The organism is Hymenobacter sp. BT559 (assembly GCF_017571525.1).
Classification (GTDB): domain Bacteria; phylum Bacteroidota; class Bacteroidia; order Cytophagales; family Hymenobacteraceae; genus Hymenobacter; species Hymenobacter ginsengisoli.
Genome location: NZ_JAGETY010000003.1, coordinates 306,529 through 332,323, shown reverse-complemented (window position 1 = coordinate 332,323; position 25,795 = coordinate 306,529). Strand labels below are relative to the sequence as shown.

General features: G+C 61.1%; 20 protein-coding genes. 15 read left to right on the top strand and 5 right to left on the bottom strand.

What is annotated here, in order from left to right:
• Positions 1-46 precede the first annotated feature (46 nt).
• The 4 genes from J4D99_RS06005 (at position 47) to J4D99_RS05990 (ending at position 4,579) form a co-directional block, all read left to right on the top strand.
• A complete protein-coding gene (locus J4D99_RS06005) occupies positions 47-2,107 on the top strand; it encodes a putative porin (protein ID WP_208130796.1) in 2,061 nt (686 codons plus the stop codon).
• A 62-nt stretch (positions 2,108-2,169) separates the two neighbouring features.
• The gene (locus J4D99_RS06000; RefSeq protein WP_208130795.1) at positions 2,170-2,772 is read left to right on the top strand and encodes a MiaE family protein; all 603 of its coding nucleotides are present in this window, start codon (positions 2,170-2,172) and stop codon (positions 2,770-2,772) included.
• A gap of 72 nt (positions 2,773-2,844) precedes the next feature.
• Entirely contained in the window at positions 2,845-3,279 is a 435-nt protein-coding gene (tsaE, locus tag J4D99_RS05995; RefSeq protein WP_309509571.1) for a tRNA (adenosine(37)-N6)-threonylcarbamoyltransferase complex ATPase subunit type 1 TsaE, read from the top strand.
• 73 nt (positions 3,280-3,352) lie between these two features.
• The gene (locus J4D99_RS05990) at positions 3,353-4,579 is read left to right on the top strand and encodes an alanine dehydrogenase (protein WP_208130794.1); all 1,227 of its coding nucleotides are present in this window, start codon (positions 3,353-3,355) and stop codon (positions 4,577-4,579) included.
• 371 nt (positions 4,580-4,950) lie between these two features.
• Here the strand turns inward: J4D99_RS05990 and J4D99_RS05985 are convergent, their stop codons facing one another.
• A complete protein-coding gene (locus tag J4D99_RS05985; protein ID WP_208130793.1) occupies positions 4,951-5,865 on the bottom strand; it encodes a flavin reductase family protein in 915 nt (304 codons plus the stop codon).
• Positions 5,866-6,017: 152 nt separating this feature from the next.
• Here J4D99_RS05985 and J4D99_RS05980 point away from each other — a divergent pair, with 152 nt between their 5' ends.
• The 8 genes from J4D99_RS05980 to acs all read left to right on the top strand — a co-directional run bounded on the left by J4D99_RS05980 (position 6,018) and on the right by acs (position 16,980).
• Positions 6,018-6,440 carry an IS1/IS1595 family N-terminal zinc-binding domain-containing protein gene (locus J4D99_RS05980; protein WP_208130887.1) on the top strand — a complete coding sequence of 141 codons (423 nt, stop codon included), beginning with the start codon at positions 6,018-6,020 and terminating at the stop codon, positions 6,438-6,440.
• A gap of 95 nt (positions 6,441-6,535) precedes the next feature.
• Entirely contained in the window at positions 6,536-7,783 is a 1,248-nt protein-coding gene (locus tag J4D99_RS05975) for an MFS transporter (protein WP_309509570.1), read from the top strand.
• 428 nt (positions 7,784-8,211) lie between these two features.
• Positions 8,212-9,777 carry a hypothetical protein gene (locus J4D99_RS05970; protein ID WP_236018540.1) on the top strand — a complete coding sequence of 522 codons (1,566 nt, stop codon included), beginning with the start codon at positions 8,212-8,214 and terminating at the stop codon, positions 9,775-9,777.
• A gap of 45 nt (positions 9,778-9,822) precedes the next feature.
• Positions 9,823-11,301 carry an MFS transporter gene (locus tag J4D99_RS05965; RefSeq protein WP_208130792.1) on the top strand — a complete coding sequence of 493 codons (1,479 nt, stop codon included), beginning with the start codon at positions 9,823-9,825 and terminating at the stop codon, positions 11,299-11,301.
• A gap of 88 nt (positions 11,302-11,389) precedes the next feature.
• Entirely contained in the window at positions 11,390-11,608 is a 219-nt protein-coding gene (locus tag J4D99_RS05960; protein WP_208130893.1) for a hypothetical protein, read from the top strand.
• Positions 11,609-11,674: 66 nt separating this feature from the next.
• Positions 11,675-14,479 carry an ATP-binding protein gene (locus J4D99_RS05955; protein ID WP_208130791.1) on the top strand — a complete coding sequence of 935 codons (2,805 nt, stop codon included), beginning with the start codon at positions 11,675-11,677 and terminating at the stop codon, positions 14,477-14,479.
• Positions 14,476-14,847 (top strand): response regulator transcription factor, encoded by a 372-nt coding sequence (locus J4D99_RS05950; RefSeq protein WP_208130790.1) that lies wholly within the window; start codon positions 14,476-14,478, stop codon positions 14,845-14,847. Before J4D99_RS05955 ends, J4D99_RS05950 begins: the two co-directional genes overlap by 4 nt.
• Positions 14,848-15,066: 219 nt before the next feature.
• On the top strand, positions 15,067-16,980 hold the full coding sequence (acs, locus tag J4D99_RS05945) for an acetate--CoA ligase (protein ID WP_208130789.1): 1,914 nt from the start codon (positions 15,067-15,069) through the stop codon (positions 16,978-16,980).
• Positions 16,981-17,048: 68 nt separating this feature from the next.
• Here the strand turns inward: acs and fahA are convergent, their stop codons facing one another.
• The 3 genes from fahA to J4D99_RS05930 all read right to left on the bottom strand — a co-directional run bounded on the left by fahA (position 17,049) and on the right by J4D99_RS05930 (position 19,948).
• The gene (fahA, locus tag J4D99_RS05940) at positions 17,049-18,356 is read right to left on the bottom strand and encodes a fumarylacetoacetase (protein ID WP_208130788.1); all 1,308 of its coding nucleotides are present in this window, start codon (positions 18,354-18,356) and stop codon (positions 17,049-17,051) included.
• Between the two features lie 157 nt (positions 18,357-18,513).
• Positions 18,514-18,741 carry a NifU family protein gene (locus J4D99_RS05935; protein WP_208130787.1) on the bottom strand — a complete coding sequence of 76 codons (228 nt, stop codon included), beginning with the start codon at positions 18,739-18,741 and terminating at the stop codon, positions 18,514-18,516.
• A gap of 100 nt (positions 18,742-18,841) precedes the next feature.
• Positions 18,842-19,948 (bottom strand): Mrp/NBP35 family ATP-binding protein, encoded by a 1,107-nt coding sequence (locus J4D99_RS05930; RefSeq protein ID WP_208130786.1) that lies wholly within the window; start codon positions 19,946-19,948, stop codon positions 18,842-18,844.
• Positions 19,949-20,133: 185 nt separating this feature from the next.
• On the opposite strand from J4D99_RS05930, the gene J4D99_RS05925 reads away from it, so the two are divergent.
• Positions 20,134-20,829: a hypothetical protein gene (locus J4D99_RS05925; protein WP_208130785.1), complete on the top strand. Its 696-nt coding sequence runs from the start codon at positions 20,134-20,136 to the stop codon at positions 20,827-20,829.
• A 73-nt stretch (positions 20,830-20,902) separates the two neighbouring features.
• On the opposite strand, the gene J4D99_RS05920 is transcribed toward J4D99_RS05925, so the two are convergent.
• The gene (locus tag J4D99_RS05920; RefSeq protein WP_208130784.1) at positions 20,903-22,756 is read right to left on the bottom strand and encodes a glycoside hydrolase family 2 protein; all 1,854 of its coding nucleotides are present in this window, start codon (positions 22,754-22,756) and stop codon (positions 20,903-20,905) included.
• Positions 22,757-22,937: 181 nt separating this feature from the next.
• On the opposite strand from J4D99_RS05920, the gene J4D99_RS05915 reads away from it, so the two are divergent.
• Together J4D99_RS05915 and J4D99_RS05910 are read left to right on the top strand one after the other, a co-directional pair.
• Positions 22,938-24,107 carry a geranylgeranyl reductase family protein gene (locus tag J4D99_RS05915; protein ID WP_208130783.1) on the top strand — a complete coding sequence of 390 codons (1,170 nt, stop codon included), beginning with the start codon at positions 22,938-22,940 and terminating at the stop codon, positions 24,105-24,107.
• 137 nt (positions 24,108-24,244) lie between these two features.
• Positions 24,245-25,726 carry a M20/M25/M40 family metallo-hydrolase gene (locus J4D99_RS05910; RefSeq protein WP_208130782.1) on the top strand — a complete coding sequence of 494 codons (1,482 nt, stop codon included), beginning with the start codon at positions 24,245-24,247 and terminating at the stop codon, positions 25,724-25,726.
• Positions 25,727-25,795: the final 69 nt, after the last annotated feature.

Here is a 25,795-nt window from a genome sequence, read left to right as displayed (position 1 = left end):
GGCGCTGGGCGCACCCAGTCTGTTTATGTTGAGCGTTTTTTGTTGCATGGTTTCTTTTAAAAATGCGGCCGGTCGCTGGCTCTTTTTGCTGCTGACACTAGCCTTGGGCAGCCCGCTGGCCGCCAGGGCTCAGATTGTCGACGACTCGACCAAGGTGCTCTATGGCCCCAAGACGACCCGCGTCATTTACGAGGCCGAGCTGCTGCGCGACTCGGCCGGCGGCACGCCCATCGACACCTCGCTCACGCGCTGGCCGCAGGCGCGCTTCTGGGCCCACGACACCACGTTTCAGCAAGACCTGGGGGTGCTGGGCTCGGCCTCGCGCCCGCTGCTGTATCAGCCCAACTACCAGCTAGGGGCCCGTTTCGGGCGCAATGCCTTTGACCGCAACGTGCGCGATGCCAGCGAGGTGCCGTACTACGACAGCCGCTCGCCCTACTCGTTTTTTCGCTACGTGCAGGGCACCCGGGGCGAGCAGGTATTTGAAATTAATTATTCGCGCTCGCTGAAGAAAAATTTTAGTATCGGTGTCGATTACGAGCGTATTGCCGGTAACCAAGTGCTGGCCGTAAACACTTCGCAGTGGCAGGTCGAGCACAATAACTTTACTCTCTACGGCCGCTACCAGACCGAAGACGGCCGCTACCACCTGCTGGCCAACTACTCGGCCAGCCGCCAGCGCACCCGCGAGCTAGGGGGCATCTGGCCCACAGGCACCGAGCAGGTAAGTGCCTTGAAAGGCGACAACAGCTTATTCAAATACGACCTGGAGCGGATTTACCTGGCGCCAGCGCTTAGCATCGACGACCGCGACCAGGTGCATGTGTTTCAGAGCTACCGGCTGGCGCGCCGGGGCTTCACGGCCTACCACGTGCTCGACCTGCGGCGCCAGTACAACAGCTACACCGACAACGCTTTGCCGCGCGATGGCAGTGGCAACCTGCTGTTTTACCCCTCCGTCGACCCTACCCAGGGTACTGGCCGCGGCACCTACCGCAACATCGTGACTACCGACGACCGCGCCACCTTCCGCCAAATCGAGAACACGCTAGGCCTGCTCGGGCGCACCGACCGTATTGAGTACAACCTGTATGCCCGCTACCGCAATGCCTGGCTTTCGCAGCGCACCACGCCGCTAGGCCGCTCGGGCGTCGGGCTGCGCCTCCAAACCGTGGGCACCGCCCCGGCCGATACCATTGTGGCGCCCTTCTATTTCGGGCAGCTATTCGTGGGCGGCACGGCCTCGTTCAACTACCGCAGCATCTACGCCGTGGAGGTGGCGGGCGAATATTTGCCCTTCGATAACAGCCTGGTGCCCAAAGTGCCGGGCGCGGGCGCCGAGTACTGGCTGCGCGGGCGTATTCGCACTGGCCCGCTCTCGGCCGAGCTGCTGCTCAACTCGTACTCGCCCACGCTCACGCAGCGCGTATTTGTCGGCAATAATTACTTCTGGGACAATATCCGGGGTAAGGTGGATGGCTGGGCCAGTACCTTCAGCAACACCAACACCCAGCAGCTCACCGTGCGCCTGCGCCAGCCGCTGCCCTTCCTGGCCGAGCACTCCATCGAGCTCAGCGCCGCGGTGGCGCGCCTCTCGGGCCTGGTGTTTTATAATGAAAATGGAGTGCCGCAGCAGCTCTCGACCGACGTGGGCGATAGCAAGCAGCTGCTCATTGGCTATGCCCGACACCGGGTGCGGCTCGGCAATGTGTTTTTCGACAACCAGGCCACTTACACGCAGGGCGGCGATGGGGCGGGGCTGCGCATTCCGGCGCTCGTTACCGAGTCGCGGGTGTATTACCAGCGGCGGGTGTTTGGGCACGCGCTGTTTGCGCAAGTGGGGGGCGAGCTCTACTACCAGTCGCGGTTTCGGGGCTACGGCTACGCGCCTGGCACGCAGCAGTTTTACGTGCAAAACGACTTCACCATTGGCGCCTACGCCGTGGCCAACGCCTTCGTGGCCGCCGACATCAGCTCGGCTTCTATCTTCCTGAAAGTGGCCTACCTCAACCAGGGGCTCTACAGCGATGGCTACTTCACCACTCCTTACTTCACCGGCTACCCGCGCCGCTTCTTGTTTGGCGTGCGGTGGCGGTTCTTCAGCTAATGGGTGCTTGCTGCTTGTTCGGTAATTGATAAACCAATAAGCAGCAAGCAGCTTCCAGCCTTATGAAAGAAAAAACCATCCTCAAGCTCAAGCTCAATTCCGACCCGCGCTGGGTTGACCTAGCCAGCAAAAACCTGGAGGAAATCCTCGTCGACCACGCCTACTGCGAGCAAAAGGCGGCCAGCACCGGCATCTCGCTCATCGTGCACTACCCCGAAAAAGAGCGGCTGGTAGACGAGCTCACCGCCCTCGTAGCCGAAGAGTGGGAGCACTTTGACCGCGTGGTGAAAGAGCTGCGCAAGCGCAACCTGCCGCTAGGCCGCCCCCGGCGCGACGAGTACGTGGTGCAGCTGATGGCCCACGTGCGCAAGGGCGGCCCGCGCGAGCGCCAGCTCATGGACCAGCTGCTGGTGTCGTCGCTTATCGAGGCACGCAGCTGCGAGCGCTTCAAGCTGCTGTGGCTGCACCTGCAAGACCGCGACCCCGAGCTCAGCCAGTTTTACTACGAGCTGATGGCCAGCGAAGCCGGCCACTTTGTGAGCTACGTCGACCTGGCCAAGGAATACTGCAACCCCGCCGAGGTCGATGCTCGTTTGCAGGAATTACTCAAAATTGAGGGCGAAATCGTGGTTAACCTGCCCGTGCGCGACGACCGCATGCACTAACTATCGGGGCCGCACGGGGCTGGCCTTACAACCTTGACAGGATAACGCACCCGCTTTACAACCTAGCTAAACGTGACACCTAGTACCCTCGAAATTCCGGCCCTAGCAGCCGTGCCCATGGCTGCCCAGCAGCTCGCCGCCGCCATCGCCGAATCGGGCCGCAGCGTAGTAGCTTTTGAGGGCGAGATGGGCGCGGGCAAAACCACGCTCATCCGGGCCCTATGCGCCGCGCTAGGGGTCGAAGACGACGTGAGCAGCCCCACCTTCGCCCTGGTCAATGAGTACCGCGACGGCCGCGGGCAGCCCATTTATCACTTCGACTTTTACCGGGTTGATTCCGAAGAAGAAGCTGCCCGCCTGGGTGCGGCCGAGTACTTCGATTCGGGGTATCTTTGCCTGGTAGAATGGCCTAGCCGCGTGGCCAGCCTGCTACCCCCGCAGCGACTGCTGGTGGAGCTGACCGTAACCGGCCCAGAATCAAGACAATTATCAATTACTAGTGAATAATGAGCAGTAAACAGTAGCCAGTGCGCAGACTAACTGCTCGCTATTCACTGTCCTCTGTTCTCTGAAAAAAGTTATGGCCGAACAGCTACCCTCCGGCTTTGGCGCGCTGGCTACGAGCCGCGCCTACTTCACCCAGGAGTCGATGCTGGCCGTGGAAACGCGCAAGCGCAAGCTTTTCATCGGTCTGCCCAAGGAGACATCCTTGCAGGAAAACCGGCTGGGCCTCACGCCCGAAGCCGTGCTTCACCTCGTGACGGAAGGCCACGAAGTGCTGATGGAGAGCGGCGCCGGCGAGCCCAGCAAGTACTCCGACCACGACTACTCCGAGGCCGGGGCCACCATTGCCTACTCTACCGAGGAGGTGTACAAGGCCGACATTATCCTGAAAGTGGCTCCGCCCGTGATGGATGAAATCGAGCTCATGCGCCCCGGCCAAACGCTCATCTCGGCCCTGCAAATGGGCACCATGACGCCCGAGTTTATCAATGCCCTGGCGCGCAAAAAAGTGAATGCCATCGGCTTTGAGCTGATAAAGGACCCTAGCGGCGCCCGCCCGGTAGTGCGCGCCATGAGCGAAATCGCGGGCTCGACGGTGATGCTGGTGGCGGCCGAGTACCTGGCCCGCTCCAACGAGGGCAAGGGCATTATTCTGGGCGGTATCACGGGCGTGCCGCCGTCGCAGGTGGTTATTCTGGGGGCGGGCACGGTGGCCGAGTACGCCGCCCGCGCAGCTATTGGACTAGGGGCGGAGGTTAAAGTATTTGACAATCAGCTGTATAAGCTGCGACGGCTTAAGCACAACTTGGGCGCGCAGCTCTACACCAGCACCCTCGATACCTTTGCCCTGAGCCAGCAGATTCGGCGGGCCGACGTGGTTATTGGGGCCCTAGCTGTGGAAGAGGGCCGCATCCCGTTTATGGTGCCCGAGCAGATGGTGGCCAGCATGTCGGCGGGCTCCATCATCATTGATATCAGCATCGACCAGGGTGGCTGCTTCGAAACCAGCGAGCTGACTACGCACAGCAAGCCCGTTTTTCGCAAGTATGATGTGGTGCACTACTGCGTGCCCAACATTGCCTCGCGCGTGCCGCGCACGGCCACCAATGCGCTCAGCAACATCTTTACGCCCATTCTGCAGGATATCAGCCAACAGGGCGGCATCAACGAGGCGCTGTTCACGAACGAGCATTTCCGCTCGGGCGTGTACATCTACAAAGGCTCGCTCACAAATGCCGCCATTGCCAAGAAATTCAACATGCGCTACAAGGAGCTCGGGCTGCTGATTGCGGTGCGGAATTAGGCCCTAAGCAAATAGGTTCAGGAAAGGCTGCGCCAGATAATCAGCAGCAATGCAAGCGCCACCGTTACCAAGCAGCCTAGCTGGCGGGTAGTGGTGGCGCTTTGCATTGCCCGCAAATAGCGAGCAGCCTCGGCTTGCGGTAAAAAGAAGCCTCGCCAGGCATTATCGGGGGCCGCTAGAACCCATATAGCTAGGCAGTTGCTGCACTGAAAAGCGGCAGATAGGTGAGGTAAAGCAGGTGTAGGTACAACTTTTAGCTGCCGGCTGGCCAGTTGCTGCGTTAATGCTGCATCGAAGGCCTCAAAGCTGGCAGCTGATGCAAAGCTGTAGATAGGAGTGAGCGAGCAGGTAGGGCACATGATTTGAAAATGCTAGCCCACCAGCAGCACCCGCCACGCCTCGGCTACGCGCCCTTCTTCCAGCCACTGGCGGGCTAGCAGCGTAAGCTGCTTTTGCTGCTCGGCGGCATCGTTGCGGTGCTTATTAAGCAGATAGGCCACCATTGGCTCGGCTTTGATTTCCTCAATCTGGGCCGGGCTGGGCAGGGCGGCGCGCTCGGTATTGGCCAGCCGGGCAAGGTGGTTGCCGGTGAGCAGGTCGCTGTGGCGAATGTGCGTGGGCAGCTCGTCGAAGCCGATGCCCAGGTGGCGGTTGGGGCGGCCCACGGTAAAGAGGTTTTCGGGGCGCAGGCGGCTGTACCAGTCGCCACCCAGGCGCGACACAGCCTCGTACTTCAGCGGGTCGATGCCGGGCCGGCCATCCAGCAAAATGGCCTCGCGCACGTGGGCCTGCACCACGCGGCACACTACCAGGTTGCCGTGGCCCGGCCCATCGCCGAGCGCCATAACCTGCCCTACCACACACTCAAAGGCTACCGGGCACTCGGCCACGCGCGGCGGTCGCACTTTGTCCGACGGTACTTCGGTGAGGCCCGCTTTGGTAAACTCATTGACCCCGGCAGGGTACTCCGCGCTGGCCAGCGAAAGCTGCTCCACTAGGGGGTAATCGCAGAGATTGATAACGACTTCGGGCACAGCGCGCACGTTCTGCAGCGTATCCTTATGGGAGTTGTCGCGCCCGCGGCTGGTAACTGAAAACACGAGGATAGGCGGGCTCATGCTCATCACGTTGAAGAAGCTGAACGGACTCAGATTCACTTCGCCCCCGGCCGACATAGTGCTGGCGAAGGCTATCGGCCGCGGCGCCACTGCGCCAATGAGGTATTGATAAAAATCGGCCGGCGATAAGTCGGCCGGTGCAATAGGGCGGGTAGGAGGAGTGGGCATGGGCTAGGGGTGGGTTGGCGAATCAAAGCTACGGCCGTGCTGCGGGCTAGCGCTAGGCAGAAGAGGAGGAGCAGGGAGTAGCTTTTTGCTAAATTCCTATACATTTGCCGCTAGCCCCGGCTCGGCAAGACTCAGTGCCCGGGCCATTTATTATGACCGCGCCCGTTTGCCCCAAATGCGATTCCAAAGAAGCCACGAAGAGCGGGGTAATCAATGAGCGTCAGCGCTTTCGCTGCAAAAGCTGCGGCTACCACTACACCGTGGCCAAGGTGGGGCGCGAGGTGAACCCGTACTACGTGGTGAAGGCCCTGCAGCTCTATATCGAAGGCGTGAGCTACCGCGAAATCGAGCGCCTGCTAGGGGTCAGCCACGTGAGCGTGATGAACTGGGTGAAGAAATACGGCGTGAAAGCCCCACGCCAGACCGACTACCACCCCACGTATAAGATTCTCAATCAGAAGGAGCTAGCCGAGTTCTTTCAAAAGCCGGAAAACCTGAAAAGCGCCGGCCTGGTCGTGACCGAGCTGGGCGATAAGTACATGATGATACGCTGGGAGCGCTTTCGGGCGGGCTAGCGCCGCGCAGGGGGTAGGGGCCTATTGCGCTATGAGCTGGCTAGCGTAGCCGTTGGTCAGTATGTTTAGGGCCAGAAAATCGTTTTCCCTAATCTGTGCATCCTTCCCAATCTTCCGTGCCCGCGGCCGAGCGGCCCCCAGTGGGCTTATTCAGCGCCGTAGTAATCGTGGCCTCGCTGGGCTACTTCGTCGACATCTACGACCTGATACTGTTTAGCATTGTGCGGGTCAAGAGCCTGACAGCGCTGGGCGTGACCGACGTTAAAACCGAGGGCGAATTTTTGCTGCAGGTGCAGATGGGTGGCATGCTGCTGGGCGGCATCTTGTGGGGCGTGCTGGGCGACAAGCGCGGGCGGCTGTCGGTATTGTTTGGCTCTATTTTGCTGTACTCGCTGGCCAACCTGGCCAACGCCTTCGTGCATACGATGGGGCAATATGCCTGGCTGCGGCTGATTGCCGGCGTGGGGCTAGCCGGCGAGCTGGGCGCGGGCATTACGCTGGTGAGCGAGAGCCTGCCCCGCGAGCGGCGCGGTATGGGCACCATGCTGGTAGCCACCGTGGGCGTGAGCGGGGCCATGCTGGCGTTCTGGGTGGGCGAGCAGTTTGGCTGGCGCTCGGCCTACGGCGTGGGCGGAGCGCTGGGGCTGGCGCTGCTGGTGTTGCGGGTGAGCGTGTTTGAGTCGGGCATGTTTCGGCGCACCCAGGAAAGCACTGCCGCGCGGGGCAATTTCCTGGCCCTGTTTACCAACGGGCCGCGGCTGAAGCGCTACCTGCGCTGTCTGCTTATCGGGGTGCCGTTGTGGTTTGTGGTGGGTATCCTTATCACGTTCGCGCCCGAGTTTGGGCGGGCGCTGGGGCTGACTGGCCCGGTGGAGGCAGGGCGCGCCGTATTCTGGTGCTACTTCGGGCTGGTATTTGGTGATTTTGCGAGCGGCGGCCTGAGCCAGCTGCTGCGCAGCCGCAAGCGGGCGCTGCAAGTGTTTCTGGTGCTATGCACCGCCGTGGTGCTGGCTTACCTGTTTGCGATGCGCGGGGCCTCGCCGGAGAGCTTTTACCGGATGTGCTTCGTGATGGGCCTAGCGGTAGGCTTCTGGGCCTTGTTTGTGACGGTAGCGGCCGAGCAGTTTGGCACCAACCTGCGGGCCACGGTGGCCACCACGGCCCCCAACTTTGCCCGCGGCTCGGTAGTGGCGCTGGTGCCAGCCTACCGGTGGGCTGAGGCGCACCTGGGCGGCAGCCTATCCGGGGCGGCCGTGCTAGGCCTTGTGACGTTGGCTGTGGCCTTTTGGGCCGTGAGCACGCTGCCCGAAAGCTTCGGCAAAGACCTGGATTATGTAGAGTAGCCAACGGCTTCTATCCTCGAAAGTTAGCTGGGCAGCCTCCGTACGGAGGCTGCCCTTTTTACTGCCTCAGAGGGTCGCAAACGATAAACAAGGAGCTTTATCGCTAAACTGCTATAGGTTTGCTCAGTAGCTATAGCGCTTTGCTAAATGAGGGCTAGTCGGTGATAAAACTAGGATAAAATGCTACAGGCGTGATAAGTAAGGTATTGTCGTGCGTTGGAGCCACTGCCGGGCAGTAAAGACGGCCTGCGCTAGTAAAAGGAAAATAGCTTTTTTGGCCAAAATTAAGAGCTATAGACTTTTAGCAAAACGATAGCACGCGCACACCATATAGCTGCCTGGTAGTGCTACTTAGCTGCCCCAAGCGGAGGCCGGGGCGGCCGGCGCGCAGTTCGTTCGATACTCTTCCCACCCAGTACGTTTCTTATATGCATGCTTTCCGCTACACGCTGGCCCTAAGTGGCTTGCTGCTGGCCGGCGCCGCCCAGGCGCAGGTAGCCCCCCCGGCTCCTGGCTCGCCCGCCCCGCCGCCCGCGCCCCAGGCGCCGCCACCCACGCCACCGGCCCCCACCAAGCCAGTGCCCTACGGGGCAGGCATGAAATTCAACCTCTCGCCCGATGGCCAAAAATACGTGCGCCTGATGGCCTGGACGCAGGTGTACATGCGCTACAACGAAAACAACAGTGGCACACTACGCGGGCCTAACGAGCCTAAAAGCGACCAGCTCGACTTCGGCATCCGGCGCTCGCGCATGGTGCTGCTGGCCCAGCTCAGTCCGCGCTTTCTCATTTACACGCACTTCGGTATCAACAACCAGAACAACGTGAGCGGCGGCGTGAATGCCACCACCGATGGCAAGAAGCCACAGCTTTTTATCCACGAGGCCGTGACCGAGTATAAGGTCAATAAGTACCTCAACCTGGGGGCGGGCCTGCACTACTACAACGGCATCTCGCGCATGAGTAGCGCCAGCACCACGAGCATCATGACGATGGACGTGCCGCTGACCAACTTCCCAACTATCGACGCCATCGACCAGTTTGCGCGCTGGATTGGCGTGTATGCCAAGGGCCGGGTGGGTAAGTTTGATTACAAGCTGTCGATGAGCGACCCCTTCCTGACCAACCTGCCTACCAATACAACCTACGTGGCGGGCGGCGTACAAACCGGTAACCCGCTGGGGCTAGGGGTGAATTCTACAACTAACGGCATCACGACCAATACCGGCATTAACGTGGCGCAGTACAACCCCCAAAACGACGGGCACGTGTACCAGGGCTACTTCAGCTACAACTTTTTCGAGCCCGAGGCCAACCTGCTGCCTTACACGCAGGGCACGTACCTGGGCACCAAAAAGGTGCTGAGCATCGGGACGGGCTTTATGTACAACCAGAATGGTATGTTCTCGCGCTCAGGCAGCAGCACGGTGAACCTGGCTAACCTGACCAGCGGCAGTGACCTCTATGCGGCCGTGCCCACTACCAAGCACGATATCAAGCTCTTCGGCGCCGATGTATTCTACGATACGCCGCTCGATACGGCCAAGCGCACGGCCGTTACTTTCTACGGCGTGTACTGGAACTACGACTTCGGGCCCAACTACGTGCGCTTTGTCGGTGCCGAAAACCCCGGCTACGGGGCCAATGCCTACCGCGGCAACGCCGTGCCGCAGTCGGGCACGGGCGGCACCGTATATGGCCAGCTCGGCTTCCTCATGGGCAAAAACACGCTAGGCCCCAAGGTGCGCCTGCAGCCCTACGTGGCCTACCTGCACAGCAATTACGAGGGCCTGCGCAACGCCGCCGGCGACGTGCAGGGCGTGAATATCTACGATGCGGGCCTCAACTTCTACATCGATGGCCACAACGCCAAGGTGACGCTCAACTACCGCGCCCGCCCCGATTTTAACATGACCACCGTGAACGGCGTGGGCGTGGCCGGCGACGTGACCCACCGCCCCGAAATAACGCTGCAAACGCAGGTATTTTTATAGGCTAGTCGCCACTCATTCAGCAATATCTTTTCCCACCCTTTCCTAATGGAACAAAGCCTGAACCCCACCGCCTACGGCGCGGCCGTGGATGCGCCGGCGGCGCACGACAACAACCAAGTCGATTCAAAAACCATCTGGCAGGTCATCACGGCCTCGTCGGTGGGCACGGTTATCGAGTGGTACGATTTCTACATTTTTGGCTCGCTGGCGGCCATCATTGGGCCAGTGCTGTTTGGGCAGGCCGGCAAGATTGAGGACACCCTGCTCGGGGCACTGGCGGTGTTTGGTGCGGGCTTCGTAGTGCGGCCGTTCGGGGCCATGTTCTTCGGCCGGCTTGGCGACATGATTGGGCGCAAGTACACGTTTCTGGTAACGCTGCTCATTATGGGCGGCGCCACGTTCATCACGGGCCTCATTCCGAGCTACGACTCCATTGGCATTGCGGCGCCGGCCATTGTGGTAGTGCTGCGCCTGTTGCAGGGCCTAGCACTGGGCGGCGAGTATGGCGGTGCGGCCACCTACGTAGCCGAGTATGCCCCCGATGCCAAGCGCGGCTACTACACCAGCTTCATCCAGATTACGGCTACCGGTGGCCTCATTCTCAGCATTCTGGTAATTGTTATCACGCGCAAAACGATGGGCGAGGCTGCTTTCAAAGAGTGGGGCTGGCGCATTCCGTTCCTGCTCTCGGGCCTGCTGGTTATTGCCTCGTACTACATCCGCAAAAAGCTGCACGAGTCGCCGCTTTTTGCCAAGGCCAAGGCTACCGGCACCACGAGCAAGAGCCCCCTGCGCGACTCGTTCGTGAACCCCATCAACCGTCGCCTGGTGCTGATTGCGCTGTTTGGGGTGACGATGGGCCAGGGGGTTATTTTCTACACCTCGCAGTTTCAGGCTTACTCGTTTATGAACAGCACGCTTAAGCTCGACATCGTCGATTCGAGCACCGTGCTGGTGGTGGCGATGGTGCTTGCCACGCCGCTGTTTGTGTACTTTGGCTCTTTGTCTGACCGCATCGGCCGCAAGCGCATCATCATGACGGGCATGATTTGCGGGGCGCTGTTCACCATTCCGCTCTTCTACGGCATCAAGGCCTACGCCGGGCCGCTCACCGAAATCACCCCCGCTACCGTGGATGCCGCCGGCAAGGCCGTGCCCGCCGTGATGAAAGCCCTCACGCCCAACGTGTTCATGATGACGGTGCTCACCTTCTGCCTCGTGCTGTTTGTGACCATGGTGTACGGCCCCATCGCCGCCTACCTCGTCGAGCTCTTCCCCACCAGCGTGCGCTACACCTCGCTCTCGGTGCCCTATCACATTGGCAATGGCGTGTTTGGGGGCTTCGTGCCGCTCATCGCTACCTCCATCGGCGTGTGGGCGGCAAAGCAGCCGGCTGGTACTTTTACCAAGGAGCACAGCAGCCTGCTAGGGCTCATTTACCCGGTGGTGATTGCGCTTATCTGCTTCTTTGTAGGCACGGCGCTGATGAAAGACACCCGCAACGTGAAGCTGATGGATAGCTAGCTAAGTGATTGAATTTTAAGCAAAAACCCGTCAGGCAGCCCGCCGGGCGGGTTTTTGCGTTACGTTGAGCGGCTAACCCCTTCCTTCCATGATGCCCGAAAACACGCCTTCAGATACCTCCCGGCAGCGAGGCCAGCGCCTGCTGTTTGTGGCCGGGCTCTTCACGCTGCTGCTTACTTACCCTTTGCTAGGGGCCTTCGACCACGGCGGGCGGGTGGCGGGCGTGCCGGTGCTGTACCTCTACGTGCTGCTGACCTGGCTGCTGCTCATTGGCCTCACCGGCTGGCTGGTGCGCAAGGCCACCTAGCCCTGGTGCGTTATACTTCATGTCCGCTTTTTTCTGCCCCGCAATCTTTGCGGTGGACATTCTCTGGTGAATAAGCTGCTCGTCATCGCCTTTTCGTTTGGCTACCTGGCCCTGCTTTTCGGCGTTGCCTACGCCGCCGAGCGGCGCTCGGCGGCGCGCAAAAGCCTGGTGGCCAATCCGTATGTATATGCCCTGAGCATGGCCGTGTACTGCACCGCCTGGGCCTACTACGGCTCGGTGGGCCGGGCCGCGCACCAGGGGCTGAGCTTCGTGGGTATTTACCTGGGGCCGGGGCTCCTGGCGCCAGCGTGGTGGCTGGTGCTGCGCAAAATAATCCGGGTGTGCCGGCAGCAGCGGCTCACCTCCATTGCCGACTTTATCTCGGCCCGCTATGGTAAGAGCGCCTCGTTAGGGGCTCTCGTGACGGCCGTGTGCGTGCTCGGGGTAGTGCCCTACATCGCGCTGCAAATCAAGGCTATTGCCAGCTCGTTTGTCATTCTCACCGGTGGCAGCCAGGGAGCGGGGGCTAGCGGGGCGGCGCTGTTTGCGGCGGGCACGCTGGCGGTGTTTACCATGCTCTTCGGGGTGCGCTCGGTAGAGGCCACCGAGCGGCACGAAGGGGTAGTACTGGCCGTGGCCCTCGAAAGCCTGGTCAAGCTGCTGGCGTTTCTGCTGCTAGGGGGCTTCGTCACGTTCGGGCTGTTTGGGGGCTTCGCCGACGTGTTTGACCAGGCCGCGGCGGTGCCTGCATTGCGCCAGCTTTTTACGTTAAAAGCTACCGGCACCAGCGGGGCCGAATGGCTCACGCTGCTCGTGCTCAGCATGTCGGCGGTGCTGCTGCTGCCGCGCCAGTTTCAGGTGGCCGTGGTGGAGAATGTGGACGAAAACCACCTGCGCAAGGCGATGTGGCTGTTTCCGCTCTATTTGCTTGTTATCAATGTATTCGTGTTGCCGGTAGCCTTTGGCGGGATGCTAAAACTCGGCGGCCGGGGCTTCGATGCCGACACCTTTGTGCTGGCGCTGCCGCTGGCCACTGGGCACTCGTGGCTAGCCCTGCTCACGTATCTGGGGGGCCTCTCGGCGGCCAGCAGCATGATTATCGTCGAAACAATTGCCCTGAGCGTGATGATGAGCAACCACCTGCTCATGCCCTTGCTGGTGCGGGTGCCGGCGGCCCGGCCCGAAGGCCAGCGGCGCTGGTTTGCCTACCTGGGCCGGGTGGCCCTCACGAGCCGGCGGCTGGCCGTGGCGCTGGTACTGGCCCTGGCCTACGGCTACTACGCCGGGGTGGGCCGGCAGCTGCCGCTGGTTAATACCGGGCTAGTGTCGTTTGCGGCGGTAGCGCAGTTTCTGCCCGCCGTGCTCGGGGGGCTTTACTGGAAGGGCGGCACCCGGCGCGGGGCCACGCTGGGGCTGCTGGCCGGCTTTGGCGTGTGGTTTTTTACGCTGGTAGTGCCCACGCTGGTGGGGCCAGGGCACCTGCCGGTGAGCATGCTGAGCGACGGGGTGGGGGGGCTAGCCTGGCTGCGGCCGGGCGCGCTCTTTGGCCTCGAAGGGCTTGATTACTTATCGCACGGGTTGTTCTGGAGCTGGTTTTTCAACATCGGGCTCTACGTAGGCTTGTCGCTGGCCTGGCCGCCCACGGCGCTGGAGCTGCGCCAGGCTGATGTGTTTGTTGATGTCTTTCGCCGCCGCAGTCTGGCGGAGGAAATAGCCGGCTGGCAGGGCCGCACGCCCCTGCCCGACGTGCGCGCACTGCTGCTTGGCTTCCTAGGAAAAAAGCGCACCAACCAGGCCCTGCGCGCTTTCGCCGAGCGCTTCCCCGATGCGTTGCCCGCCTCAGAAAATACCAACCAGTCATTTACCCATTCAGCCACTCAGCCATTGCCAACGGCCGACCCGCGCCTGCTTACTTATGCCGAAAAGCTGCTGGCCGGCACGCTAGGGCCGGCTTCGGCCCGCATGGTGCTAGCGTCGGTGGCGGGGGCCGAGCAAATCAGCTACGACAGCGTGGTGGGCATTCTCAAAGAAAGCCAGCAACTACTGGAAGCCAACCGCCAGCTGCAAAAGCAAAGCCGTCAGCTGCAGCGCCTTACGGATGAGCTGCGCCAGGCCTACGACCAGCTGCAGGTGCTGGACATGCAAAAGGACGAGTTTCTCTACACCGTGACCCACGAGCTGCGCACGCCGCTTACCAGCATTCGGGCGCTGGCTGAAATCTTGGCCGATAACCCCGACCTGGAAGTGGAGGAGCGCCAGCACTTCCAGCACACCATCGGCCGTGAGGCCGAGCGCCTCACCCGTCTCATCTCCCTGGTGCTTGATTTAGAGAAGTTTGAGAGCGGGCAGGCGAGCCTGGAGCGCACGCCCCTGGTAGTGGCCGAGGTGGTGCAGGACGCCGCCGAGGCCGTGGGCCAGCTAGCCCGCGAGCGCGGCAGCGAGCTGCGCGTAGAGGTGCCGCCCGGCTTGCCGCTGCTGCCCGCCGACCGCGACCGCCTCATGCAAGTGCTCATCAACCTGCTTTCTAATGCCATCAAGGCCGCCGTGCCCGGCCGGCCCGGCCGCATTGCGGTGCTGGCCTGGCCGGCTGCCGATGCCCTACTGCTGTGCGTAGAAGACAATGGCAAGGGCATTGCCCTGGCCGAGCAGCACCAGATATTTGACAAGTTTTTTCAGGCCCGCAACCAGAATATGCGCAAGCCCGAGGGTTCGGGCCTGGGCCTGGCCATTACCAAAAAAATAGTGGAGCTGCACCAGGGCCGCATTTGGGTTGAGAGCACCCCCGAGCAGGGTGCCCGCTTCTTTGTCGAGCTGCCGCTGGCCGTGCCTGTGCGGGCGACAGCTCCTTTTTCTACTTCCTTCCAGCTATGAGCACCCCCGCCATATTACTAGTTGATGATGAGCCCAATATCGTCATGTCATTAGAGTTTTTGATGCGCAAGAATGGCTACCAGGTCGGCATTGCCCGCAACGGTACCGAGGCCCTGGCGGCCATCAGCCAGACACCCTACGACCTCGTGCTGCTCGACGTAATGATGCCCGATGTAGACGGCTACCAGGTGTGCCGCCGGCTGCGCCAGCGCCCCGACCGCACTGCCACCAAAGTCATTTTCCTCTCTGCCAAAAGCCAACCCGCCGACGTACAAAAAGGCTACGATGCCGGCGCCGACCTCTACATTCCCAAGCCTTTCAGCACCCGCCAGCTCATGCAAAAAGTGCGCGAGCTGCTAGGGGGGTGAGTCGCTATTTATGAGCCATGGCAGTTTCATATGCCCCCTGGTCGTCTGTCATTGCGAGCTTGCGAACCGAAGGTCGGCGTAGCCAAGCAATCTTTCCTTGTCGTCCGCATCGTTGGGCTAGTACCCCTGGCGGAAGGAAAGATTGCTGCGCAGGCTCGCAATGACAAGTGTGAAAACGTCCTTTAACTCCTCATTCTACATTCCCAATTTCCTAAAAAAATGTCTGCCATTCGCACGCGCACCCTCGAAGAGTATCACGCTGATTATCAGCAATCCGTTGACGACCCTGATGGCTTTTGGGCCGCCGCGGCCGAGCCCTTTACCTGGCGTAAGAAGTGGGATACCGTGCGCGGCGGCGAGTTTTCGCCGGCCGGCACCAGCACCTGGTATGCCGGGGCTACGCTCAACCTCACCGAAAACTGCCTCGACCGCCACCTCGAGCAGCGGGCCAATAAGCTAGCCATCATTTTCGAGCCCAACGACCCGCACACCCGCCACCTGCGCCTTACGTACCGCGAGCTGCACGAGCAGGTATGCCAGTTTGCCAACGTGCTGAAAAAGAACGGTGTGAAGAAGGGCGACCGGGTGGCGCTCTACGTGCCCATGATACCGCAGCTGGCGGTGGCCGTGCTGGCCTGCGCCCGCATTGGGGCGGTGCACTCGGTGGTCTTTGCCGGCTTTTCGGCCGTGGCCATCGCCGACCGCGTCAACGATGCGCAGGCGGTGTGCGTCATCACGGCCGATGGCCTGAACCGCGGCGCCAAGCAAATACCCGTGAAGAGCGTGGTCGACGAGGCCCTGGTCAACTGCCCTAGCGTGCAGCGCGTCATCGTGATAGAGCACACCGGCTGGCCAGTGCAATGGACTGAGGGCCGCGACGTGTGGTACCACGAAGAGGTGAAGGACGTGCCCAAAGACTGCCCCGCTGAGGAAATGCGGGCCGAAGACCCGCTGTTCATTCTCTACACCTCGGGCAGCACCGGCAAGCCCAAGGGCGTGGTGCACACCCAAGCCGGTTATATGGTGTGGGCCGACTACACCTTCCGCAACGTGTTTCAAATCGAGGAGAAAGACGTGTACTGGTGCACCGCCGACATTGGTTGGGTTACGGGCCACACCTACGGCCTGTATGGCCCGCTGCTGGCGGGCAGCACCACGCTCTTGTTTGAGGGCGTACCCACGTTTCCGTCGCCGGGCCGCTTCTGGGAAGTTATTGACAAGCACCACGTCACGGTGTTTTACACCGCGCCCACGGCCATCCGCTCCCTCATGGCCGCACCCATCGACCACGTGCTGGCCTACTCACTCAGCAGCCTGCGCGTGCTAGGGTCGGTGGGCGAGCCTATTAATGAGGAAGCCTGGCATTGGTACGACCAGCACGTGGGCAAAGGCCGCTGCCCCATCGTAGACACCTGGTGGCAGACCGAAACCGGCGGCATCATGATTTCGGCGCTGGCCGGCATCACGCCCAGCGTGCCCGCTAGGGCCGGCCTGCCGCTGCCCGGCGTGCAGCCGGTGCTGCTCAACCAGGATGGCACCGAGATTGAGGGCAACGAACAGGAGGGCTACTTGGCTATTAAGGCAAGCTGGCCTGGCGTAATTCATACCACCTGGGGCGACCACGAGCGCGCCCGCCAGACGTATTTCCAGCCTTACCCCGGTTACTACTTCAGCGGCGACGGTGCCCGGCGCGATGAAAACGGCCTCTACCGCATTATCGGCCGCGTCGATGACGTGATAAACGTGAGTGGGCACCGCTTCGGCACCGCCGAAATCGAGAATGCCATCAACCAGAGCGAGTACGTGGTAGAAAGCGCCGTGGTGGGCTACCCGCACGAGGTGAAAGGCCAGGGCATCTATGCCTACGTTATTTGCCAAAACGGCGTGCCGACCACCGATATTGACATCCAGCGCACCGAGGCCAGCATAATCGAAGCGGTAGTAGCCGCCATCGGCCGCATTGCCAAGCCCGATAAGATTCAGCTGGTAAGCGGCTTACCTAAAACCCGCTCGGGCAAAATCATGCGCCGCATTTTGCGCAAGGTAGCCGAGGGCGAAACCACTAACCTCGGCGACACCACCACGCTACTCGACCCCCTGATTGTGGACGAGATTTTGGCGGGCAAGAAGTAGCGCTGCTTTAAAAACAGAAGCCTCGCACTGATGTCACGGTGCGGGGCTTCTTTGCTTTAAAGCAATAGTTAATCTGCCGCTGGCAGCACCGTGCCACTCACCTCACCCAGCCCGATGCGCAGGCCATTCTTCTCGGCAAAGCCACGTAAGATAACCGTATCGCCGTCGCGCAGGAAGCCGAGCTCTACGCCGCCCGGCAGCGCGAGCGGCTGGGTGCCGCGCTGCGTTAGCTCCAGCAGTGAGCCTAGCGAGCCCGGCGTGGGGCCGCTGATAGTGCCCGAGGCGTAGATGTCGCCGGTATCGAGCGGGCAGCCATTGCTGGCCTGGTGGGTCAGCTGCTGGGCCATGCTCCAGTACAAATGCCGCATATTGGTGCGGCTGATGACCAACGGAGCCGCCGTAGCACCGGCCGGTTGAAAAAGCACTTCGAGCTCAATGTCAAAGTGCTGCTCACCAGTAGCTTGTAGGTTGGGTAGAGGCTCGGGCTCTTGCGCCGGGCCTGCCACCCGGAAGGGCTCCAGTGCATCGAGCGTGACGACCCAGGGCGACACGCTGCTGGCGAAGTTCTTCCCCAAAAACGGCCCTAGCGGCTGGTACTCCCAGCTTTGGATATCGCGGGCGCTCCAGTCATTAAAGAGCACGAGCCCAAAAATGTGGTTTTCGGCCTCGGCTAGGGGCACGGTGCTTCCCTGCTGAGTTCCCTGGCCCACGATGAAGGCCGATTCCAACTCAAAATCGAGCTGCTGGGTAGGGCCGAAAACCGGCGCCTCCTGCCCGGCGGGGCGGTATTGCCCGCTCGGCCGGCGCACGGGCGTGCCGCTCACTACGATAGAATTGGCCCGGCCGTGGTAGGCAATAGGCAGGTGGCGCCAGTTGGGCAGCAGCGGGTTATCGGGCCGAAATAGGACGCCCACGTTAGTGGCGTGCTCCAGGCTGCTGTAAAAATCGACGTAGTTGGTGGGCTTCACCGGGCGCAGCATCGTCACGTCGCGCTGGCGCAGCAGGCAGGTGCGAATGGCCAGCTCGTTGTCGCGCAGGGCGGGGTTGTCGTGGCGCAGCAGCTCGCTCACGCGCTCGCGCACGGCCCGCCACGCGGCCGGCCCCAGCCGCAAAAACGCATTCAGCGAGCGTCGCCGAAACACCTTGGGCAGCGCCGCACCCAACTCCGGCACGTCCTCGGCAATGCTGTCGAAGTACCCTAGCTGCGCACATTCGTATAAATCCAACGCGTAGCCGCCGATGGCCACCGCCAGGCGCGGGCCCCACTCGGGCACTTCCATCACCCCAAAGGGAAGATTTTGAATCGGAAAATCGTCGGTGGGCTGGATGTCAATCCAGGAGCGCAGACTGGGGTCGTTGGCGGGCGAAGCGGGCATAGGCAAAAATAAGCAGAACGATAGCCGCTAATACGTAAAAAACACCTGCCCTGCTGCGCTCGTGCGGCATCTTGTCGGGTCAATGCCATTTATTCTGGCAAGACAAGATGCCGCACGAGCGCAGCAGGGCAGGCATTGTGAGCTAAGAAAAGCCGGCCTAGCGAGCTTCTACGGCCGTGATTTCGGGCACGGCTTTGCGCACGGTGTCTTCGAGGCCCGCGCGCGTCATCGGCGACATGGGGCAGGCCCCACAGGCGCCTTGCCACTCCAGCTTGAGCACGCCGGCCTCGGTGATTTCGGCCACGCGCACGTTGCCGCCATCCGTGGCCAGGTAAGGTCGCAGAGAATCAAGGGCTTGCTCGACGCGGGACAAAACAGAATCCATCTTTAATCAATTAACAGTTAGCAATATCCTATGAACAGCGGTAAGTAGCAAAATGTGCAACGGTGCACTGCCCGGCAGCGGGCAACACCCCGAGCACTTCCTAGCTGTTCATCTGCACAATAGTAGTTTTAGGCGCTACGTTGTTGCGGATGCTCACCTGCCGGGCCAGGCTCTCGGCCAGGTCGCGGAAGGTGGCAGCCTGCGGCGAATTTACGTCGGCCAGCACCGCCGGGCGGCCTTCGTCGCCGGCCTCACGCACCGCCTGAATGAGCGGCAGCTGCCCTAGCAGCGGCACGTCGTGCTTGGTAGCCAGGCGCTGGCCGCCGCCTTCGCCAAAGATATAATACTTGTTTTCAGGCAGTTCGGCGGGCGTAAACCAAGCCATGTTCTCAATAATGCCCAGCACCGGTACATTAATTTGGGGCTGGCGGAACATTTGCAAACCTTTCTGCGCATCCATGAGGGCCACCGGCTGCGGGGTAGTCACGATGATGGCGCCGGTCACAGGCACGGTCTGCACCATGGTGAGGTGAATGTCGGACGTGCCAGGCGGCAGGTCGAGCAGCAGGTAGTCGAGCTCGCCCCAATCAACCTCCGTAATAAACTGCTTGAGCGCCGACGAGGCCATCGGCCCGCGCCACACAATGGCGTGCTCGCTAGGGGCCAAAAAGCCGATGCTCATCAGCTTAACCCCGTACTTGATAATGGGCTCGATGAGGTTTTTGCCGGCGGGCGTCTGGTACACGTGCGGCCGGGCATCTTCCACGCCGAACATGGTGGGCATGCTCGGGCCCGAAATATCAGCGTCAATCAACCCGACTTTGGCGCCGGCAGCGGCCAGGGCCACGGCCAGGTTGGCCGTCACGGTGCTTTTGCCCACGCCGCCCTTGCCCGAGGCAATAGCGATGATGTTTTTCACGCCGGGCAGCACGGTGTTGTTGTTGCGCATGGTGGTCACGCGCGACGTCATCTGAATCACCACGTTAGCGTCTTTGTCTACCATGGTGTGCACGGCGCGCTCGCAGGCATCGTGGATGAGCTGCTTGAGCGGGCAGGCGGGCGTAGTGAGCACCACGGTAAACGACACCGTGCGGCCATCGACCACGATGTCTTCCACCATGTTAAGGGTAATCAAATCCTGGCCCAGGTCGGGCTCTTCCACGAAGCTCAGGGCGTGGCGGACGGCATCTATCGTTATCTCCGGCATAAACAATTGCGCCGCTAGGGGCGTAGCTGCAAAGATAACCCGCCGGGCCGGGGATGGGTTTCGGAGGGCAGGCAGTTGTACTAAGTATCTTTACGAACATCAATAATCAAATCCTGTGTTATGAAACGAGATTAAAAGCTCTGAATATTAGATTTATTAATTGTGTCACGCCACCTTGAAAGTTTATGCAAACTATCGATACTATACTTTCTACATACAACCTGAATGAGTCCGAGATACGCCGCATAGCAAATGAAGCTAAGGCAGTTTCTGTAGGCTGCGGAACACAAGGTGTAGTTAAGCAATTGTCATCTGAAACATGGACATTGCTTGATGAAATATCGGACGAAGTATGGTACTCAAAAATGGAAGTAGCGGATAAAATTTCATTAGGATTTCAGCTATATGAGAAATTCCCAAGCTATTATCATTTTTTAGTGCCGTTTTATCATGGGGTTCGTGATAAAGAAATTTCCCTTCCTGACCACAAAAAGATTATTTGGGAGCACTTTATACAATATTTAGCATCAGAAGCTTATTATGCCGACCCCGTTAGCTATGTTCTATGGGTAGAGTTTTTCGAAGATGCAACTACTGTTAGAGACACGTGGCAAGGTTTGCTGAATAATTGCCGCGATAAAAAATGTTTGCTATCTATGCTAGAAATAGCTGGTCCTGTGCCTTTTGATTTAAAAGAGCCTTGTTATAAAGCACTGATTACTGACAAAGCCAGCCATGAAGTTATATTCAACAGCATATTGCATAGTGCTTTTGATTATTTCGGAAATATTGATAAGAAAAAGGCGTCTATTATTTTGTCTAAGTTGAGTATTGATAAAAAAGCTGAAAATTATAAATTATTAAAGGATAAGTTGAGATAGAGCTTTTGACCTGATATCAAAGTCAACAAAAAAGCCGTGGTAGATGCCACGGCTTTTTTGTTGACTTTGATACCTACCCCGGCTGCCCCGGGTCTGAGTGCAGCAGGCCAGCCGGCACCTCCAGCTCGCCGGAGTGGAAGCCGATGAGGCCGTTGCGCTCGTCCTCGATGTTGGTGGCCTGGGTGTAGACGTCGCCCGCGATGGGCCTAGCGCGCAGCTCGCGCTTGAAATCGCGGATGCTGTTGGTGCGGGCCTCGGCATCGGCGGGGCCGCCGTAGTCGCTGAAGCCGAAGCCGCCCCATTCGCTCACCAGCAGCGGGCGCTGGCCGCGGTAGAAGTAGGGGTCGCCGACCACGAGCGGGAAGGCGGCGGTGCCTTCGAGCTCGCCGTGAATGAGGCGGTCGAGCAGCTCGCGCCAGCGGCCCAGGTCGGGGGTGTAGAGGTGGGCCGTGAGCAGGTCCGACTTCAGCGAGCCCTGGTAGCTGATGTGGTGCCAGCCGTCGTTGTCAATTACCAAAAACTGCGGGTGGGCCAGCTGCATGAAGTTGTACATCTGCACGATGTAGCGCTGGGTGGCCGGGTTGGTGGCAATGTCCTGGGCACCCCAGTCCTCGTTATAGAGGCTCCAGATGATGATGCTAGGGTGCGTTTCCATCAGCGAGAGCATGCGCAGCAGCTCGGCGCGGTGGTTTTCGCGGCTGCGGGGCGTGCTTGAGTGCGGGCTGGGCACTTCTACCCACAAAAGGAGGCCTAGCTCATCGGCCAGGTTATAGATGCGCGGGTCGATACCGGCGATGTGCACCCGCACGAGGTTGCAGCCCAGCTCCTTCATGGCGTGCATGTGGCGGCGCATCTCGGCGTAGGTAGCGGTGCCGGGCTGGTAGAGAATACCGTCGAGGTAAATCGGCTCGTTATTTAAGTACACCTTGCGGCCGCGCGACTCAATCTTGCGCAGGCCGAAGCGGGCCTCAATCTGGGCCGAGTAGCCGGTGTTGTCGATGAGCTGGGCCACGAGGCGGTAGCGGTGCGGGTTTTCGGGGCACCACACCTCGGCGCCGGGTACTTCCATCGAGAAGCGCTGCTCGTGCTGGCCGGCCGCCAGCCGCATCGGAAAGTCGGAGCTGGCTAGCGGCGCATCAGTAGCTTCGGCGTCGGGCTCGAACACCTGCAGGCGCACGGTGTAGTCGCCGGCATCGTGAATGCGCAGGGTGAGGTTGAAGCGCACGAGTTGGTCCTCAATAGTGCTCACCACGCCCACGCGCGAGCGCAGACGGTTGCGCTCCACGGCTTCGAGCCATACCGAGCGCACGGCGCCCGAATGCGTCTGGTACCAGATGCCGCCGCGCTTGTACACGTGTGACTCCTGCTTGCCGCGGGTAGTCTCTGCGTCCATCGTGTCGGCAATGCGCACCGTGAGGCGGTTCATGAGGTGCAGGTCTTCTTCGGGCAGCTCGTAGGTAAACGAGGTGTACTCGCCGTAGTGCACGTCTTCGCCCTCGATGGTGCGCAGCTGCTTGCCATTGAGCCACACCCGGGTTTCGTAGCCGCAGGCCCCGAAAGTGAGCTGAATGAGCGAGCGGGCGTTGCCATCGCGGTTGGTGGCCACCTCGGGCAGCGGAAACTCGCGCTCGTACCAGGCCACTACTTTGTCTTGCCAGCCAGCGGCGGCCTCGGTGGCGTGGGCCTGGGCAATGTGCTCTTCGATGGAGCCCGGCCACTGCGCCGTGTAGCGATAGTCGCGGCCCTCGTACCATTCTTCTACTAGCCCCGCATCGTCGGGGTCGAGGGCAAAGCGCCAGGTACCATCCAGCAAATAGTGGGTGCCCGAGCGCAATACCGCCCGGGGCAGCGAATTATCAACTTCTTCGGTAGCGTTGGCTTCGGGCGGAGCCGAGAGGCCATAATTGGAATGCGTGAGGTCGTCCATAGGAGGTAGCTAACGGTAGAATACAACAAACAGATGCAAGTTTAGGCAAGGGGCTTGCCAAAATATACGGCTGGGCTTCTGCGGCCCGCCTTCGAATCGGGGCTGCTTATTTACGGCAATGCAATTGGGGCCGGATGCAGCCCGACCGCCCCAAAGCCAGGCAGGCATTTACCTTTACCGCGTGTCTGGCTCTGCTACCGATTTATTACCCTTCGACGTGGCCATTGTGGGCGCGGGCCCGGCGGGCACGGCCTGCGCGCTAGCCCTGCGCGGCAGCGGCCTGCGCGTGGCGCTGCTCGACAAGGCTACTTTCCCGCGCGATAAGGTGTGCGGCGACGCCGTGCCGGGCCACGCCTTCAAGGCCTTACGCCAACTCGACCCAGCCTATGTAGACGCGCTCTGGCAGCTTGAGCCGCGCGATGATGTGCGCCGCAGCCGCCTGGTTGCCCCGAGCGGTAACAGCTTTTACATGCACTGGAAGCTGCCCGCCTTCAACAGCCCGCGCCTCGATTTTGACGCCGCCCTGCTAGCCCTCGTGCGCCAGTACACTGCTACCGAGGTGCTCGAAAATGCGGCGCTGAAAACTATCGACATCACGGCCGACTATGCCCGGCTGCACCTGGCCAGCGGCCAGGAAATCAGGGCTAGCCTGGTCGTTGGCTGCGATGGGGCCAACTCGGTGGTTGGCCGCCGACTGCTGCCCGAGCCGCGCCTAGCCCGCGCCTACCATAGTGCTGGCGTGCGGGCCTACTTCGAAAACGTGGCCGAGGCCGAGAGCGGCACCACCGAATTTTTCTTCAGCCGCAGCCATTTGGCGGGCTACCTGTGGCTGTTTCCGGTAGGCGCGGGGCGCTATAATGTAGGCCTGGGCATGCTTTCGGAGCTGGTGTCGAAGCACAAAATCGACCTCAAGAAGCTGCTGCTAGAGCAGCTGGCCACGCACCCGGGACTAGCAAGCCGCTTTCGGGAGGCGCGCCAGCTAGGGCCCATCCAGGGCTTTGGGCTGCCCATGGGCGGCGGGCGGCAGCGCCCGGCCAGCGGCGCCCGCTTTATGCTGTGCGGCGACGCGGCCTCGCTCATCGACCCCTTGCAGGGGCACGGCATCGACCTAGCCATTCGCAGCGGTATTATGGCGGCCGAGCAGGTGCGCCAGTGCTTCGCGCAGCAAAATTTTAGCGCCGATTTCATGCATCGCTACGATGAAGAGCTGCAGCGGCGGCTTGGCCCGCAGCTGGCGCACAGCTTCCGGCTGCAGCGCCTGCTCGGCACCCGGCCCTGGCTCATGAACCTGGGCACCTGGCTAGCCCAGCTGCCCGGGCTGCGCCGCTGGGCCCAACGGCTGGTGGGCTAGGGTAGGCCCTGGCAATAATCGGCTGTCATGGCGAGCTTGCGAAGCAATCGCACCCCAACGAAACCCGAACGGCTCGTTCGGATGCGCTTGCTTCGCTGTGCTCGCCATGACAGGCAATTATCCTCTAGCCCGAAAGAATGCGTCGCTTTCTACTCCTGCTGTTATTCGCCGCGCTAGCCCTGCTGGCCGTGCTGCTCGTCAACACCCTGCGCCTGCCCAACCACCAGCTGGCTGCCGTGCCAGCCGCGCCGTCCGTGGCGGTAGTGCCCGATTCGGCCCTGGCGCACCTGGCAGGTGCGTTGCGCATCCCCACGGTGTCGCGCAGCAACTATGCCGAGACGGATACTGTGCCCTTCGACCAGTTTCAGGCCTACTTGCAGCGCACGTTCCCGCTCGTGCACCAGCGGCTCAAGCGTCAGACCGTCAGCCATTACGGCCTGCTCTACGAGTGGCCCGGCACCGACGCGGCCCTGAAACCGCTGCTGCTGCTGGCCCATCAGGATGTGGTGCCCGTGCTGCCCGGCACCGAAGCACAGTGGGCTAGCCCCCCTTTTGCCGGCAAAACGGCGCAAGGCTACCTCTACGGCCGCGGCGCCTTAGATGATAAGCTGAATGTGCTAGGCCAGATGGAAGCAGTAGAGTATCTGCTGCGCACCGGCTTGCAGCCCCGGCGCACGGTGCTGCTCGCCTTTGGCCACGACGAAGAAACGCTGGGCCTGCGCGGCGCGGCGGCCCTAGCCAGGCTGCTGCGCCAGCAGCACCCGCAGCTGGAGATGGTGCTCGATGAGGGCGGCCTCATCAAGTCCGACGGCGTGGCCGGGCTCAGCCAGCCCGTGGCGTTAGTGGGCGTGAGCGAAAAAGGCTACCTCACGCTCGAATTATCGGCTACCGGACAGGGGGGGCACTCGTCTATGCCGCCGGCGCTCACGAGCGTGGGCCGGGTGGCTGCCGCCGTGGCCCGGCTCGAAGCCGAGCCGTTTCCGGCCCGCCTCGATGGCGGCGTGAGCGGCTTACTGGCCTACCTGGCGCCGGCCGTGCCCTTTGGCAAGCGGCTGGTGTTTGCCAATCAGTGGCTGTTTGGGTCACTTATTAAAAAAACGCTGGCCGCCACGCCCTCCGGCAACGCGGCGCTGCGCACCACCACGGCGCCCACTATTATGCGGGGCGGCGATAAAGACAACGTGCTACCCATCGGGGCCATAGCTACTGTCAATTTTCGCCTGCTGCCCGGCGACTCGGTAGCGGCCGTCATTCGGCGGGTGAAGGGAATTATCAACGACCAGGAGGTGCAAGTGAAGATGCTCGGCCCGGGCCGCGATGCCTCGCCCGTGTCGCGTACTGATAATGCGGCCTTTGCTACGCTGCACCGCACCATCAAAAGCGTGTTTCCGCAGGCGCTGGTGGCGCCTTATGTAGTGGTGGGCGCCACCGATGCCCGCGCCTACGCCAGCCTCTGCCCGCAGGCCACCTACCGCTTTATGCCCCTGCTCATGGACCAGGCGGCCATCGAGAGCCTGCACGGCACCAATGAGCGCCTGCGCCCGGCGGCATTTCAGGAGGTAATCCGCTTTTATGCGGCGTTGATAAAAAACATGCAGAGCCAGAGTAGCGGCCGCTAGGGGCTAAAAGCTTAGCTAATAAGGGAAAAGGAGCGCCAGGAACTAGTATTGTTGCCAGAAACAGAATAC

Bases quoted from the DNA above. Each gene is read 5' to 3' on its own strand.
- J4D99_RS06005 (WP_208130796.1), top strand. From the start codon at position 47: ATGGTTTCTTTTAAAAATGCGGCCGGTCGCTGGCTCTTTTTGCTGCTG.
- J4D99_RS06000 (WP_208130795.1), top strand. From the start codon at position 2,170: ATGAAAGAAAAAACCATCCTCAAGCTCAAGCTCAATTCCGACCCGCGC.
- J4D99_RS05990 (WP_208130794.1), top strand. From the start codon at position 3,353: ATGGCCGAACAGCTACCCTCCGGCTTTGGCGCGCTGGCTACGAGCCGC.
- J4D99_RS05985 (WP_208130793.1), bottom strand. From the start codon at position 5,865: ATGCCCACTCCTCCTACCCGCCCTATTGCACCGGCCGACTTATCGCCG.
- J4D99_RS05980 (WP_208130887.1), top strand. From the start codon at position 6,018: ATGACCGCGCCCGTTTGCCCCAAATGCGATTCCAAAGAAGCCACGAAG.
- J4D99_RS05970 (WP_236018540.1), top strand. From the start codon at position 8,212: ATGCATGCTTTCCGCTACACGCTGGCCCTAAGTGGCTTGCTGCTGGCC.
- J4D99_RS05965 (WP_208130792.1), top strand. From the start codon at position 9,823: ATGGAACAAAGCCTGAACCCCACCGCCTACGGCGCGGCCGTGGATGCG.
- J4D99_RS05960 (WP_208130893.1), top strand. From the start codon at position 11,390: ATGATGCCCGAAAACACGCCTTCAGATACCTCCCGGCAGCGAGGCCAG.
- J4D99_RS05950 (WP_208130790.1), top strand. From the start codon at position 14,476: ATGAGCACCCCCGCCATATTACTAGTTGATGATGAGCCCAATATCGTC.
- acs (WP_208130789.1), top strand. From the start codon at position 15,067: ATGTCTGCCATTCGCACGCGCACCCTCGAAGAGTATCACGCTGATTAT.
- fahA (WP_208130788.1), bottom strand. From the start codon at position 18,356: ATGCCCGCTTCGCCCGCCAACGACCCCAGTCTGCGCTCCTGGATTGAC.
- J4D99_RS05935 (WP_208130787.1), bottom strand. From the start codon at position 18,741: ATGGATTCTGTTTTGTCCCGCGTCGAGCAAGCCCTTGATTCTCTGCGA.
- J4D99_RS05930 (WP_208130786.1), bottom strand. From the start codon at position 19,948: ATGCCGGAGATAACGATAGATGCCGTCCGCCACGCCCTGAGCTTCGTG.
- J4D99_RS05925 (WP_208130785.1), top strand. From the start codon at position 20,134: ATGCAAACTATCGATACTATACTTTCTACATACAACCTGAATGAGTCC.
- J4D99_RS05920 (WP_208130784.1), bottom strand. From the start codon at position 22,756: ATGGACGACCTCACGCATTCCAATTATGGCCTCTCGGCTCCGCCCGAA.
- J4D99_RS05910 (WP_208130782.1), top strand. From the start codon at position 24,245: ATGCGTCGCTTTCTACTCCTGCTGTTATTCGCCGCGCTAGCCCTGCTG.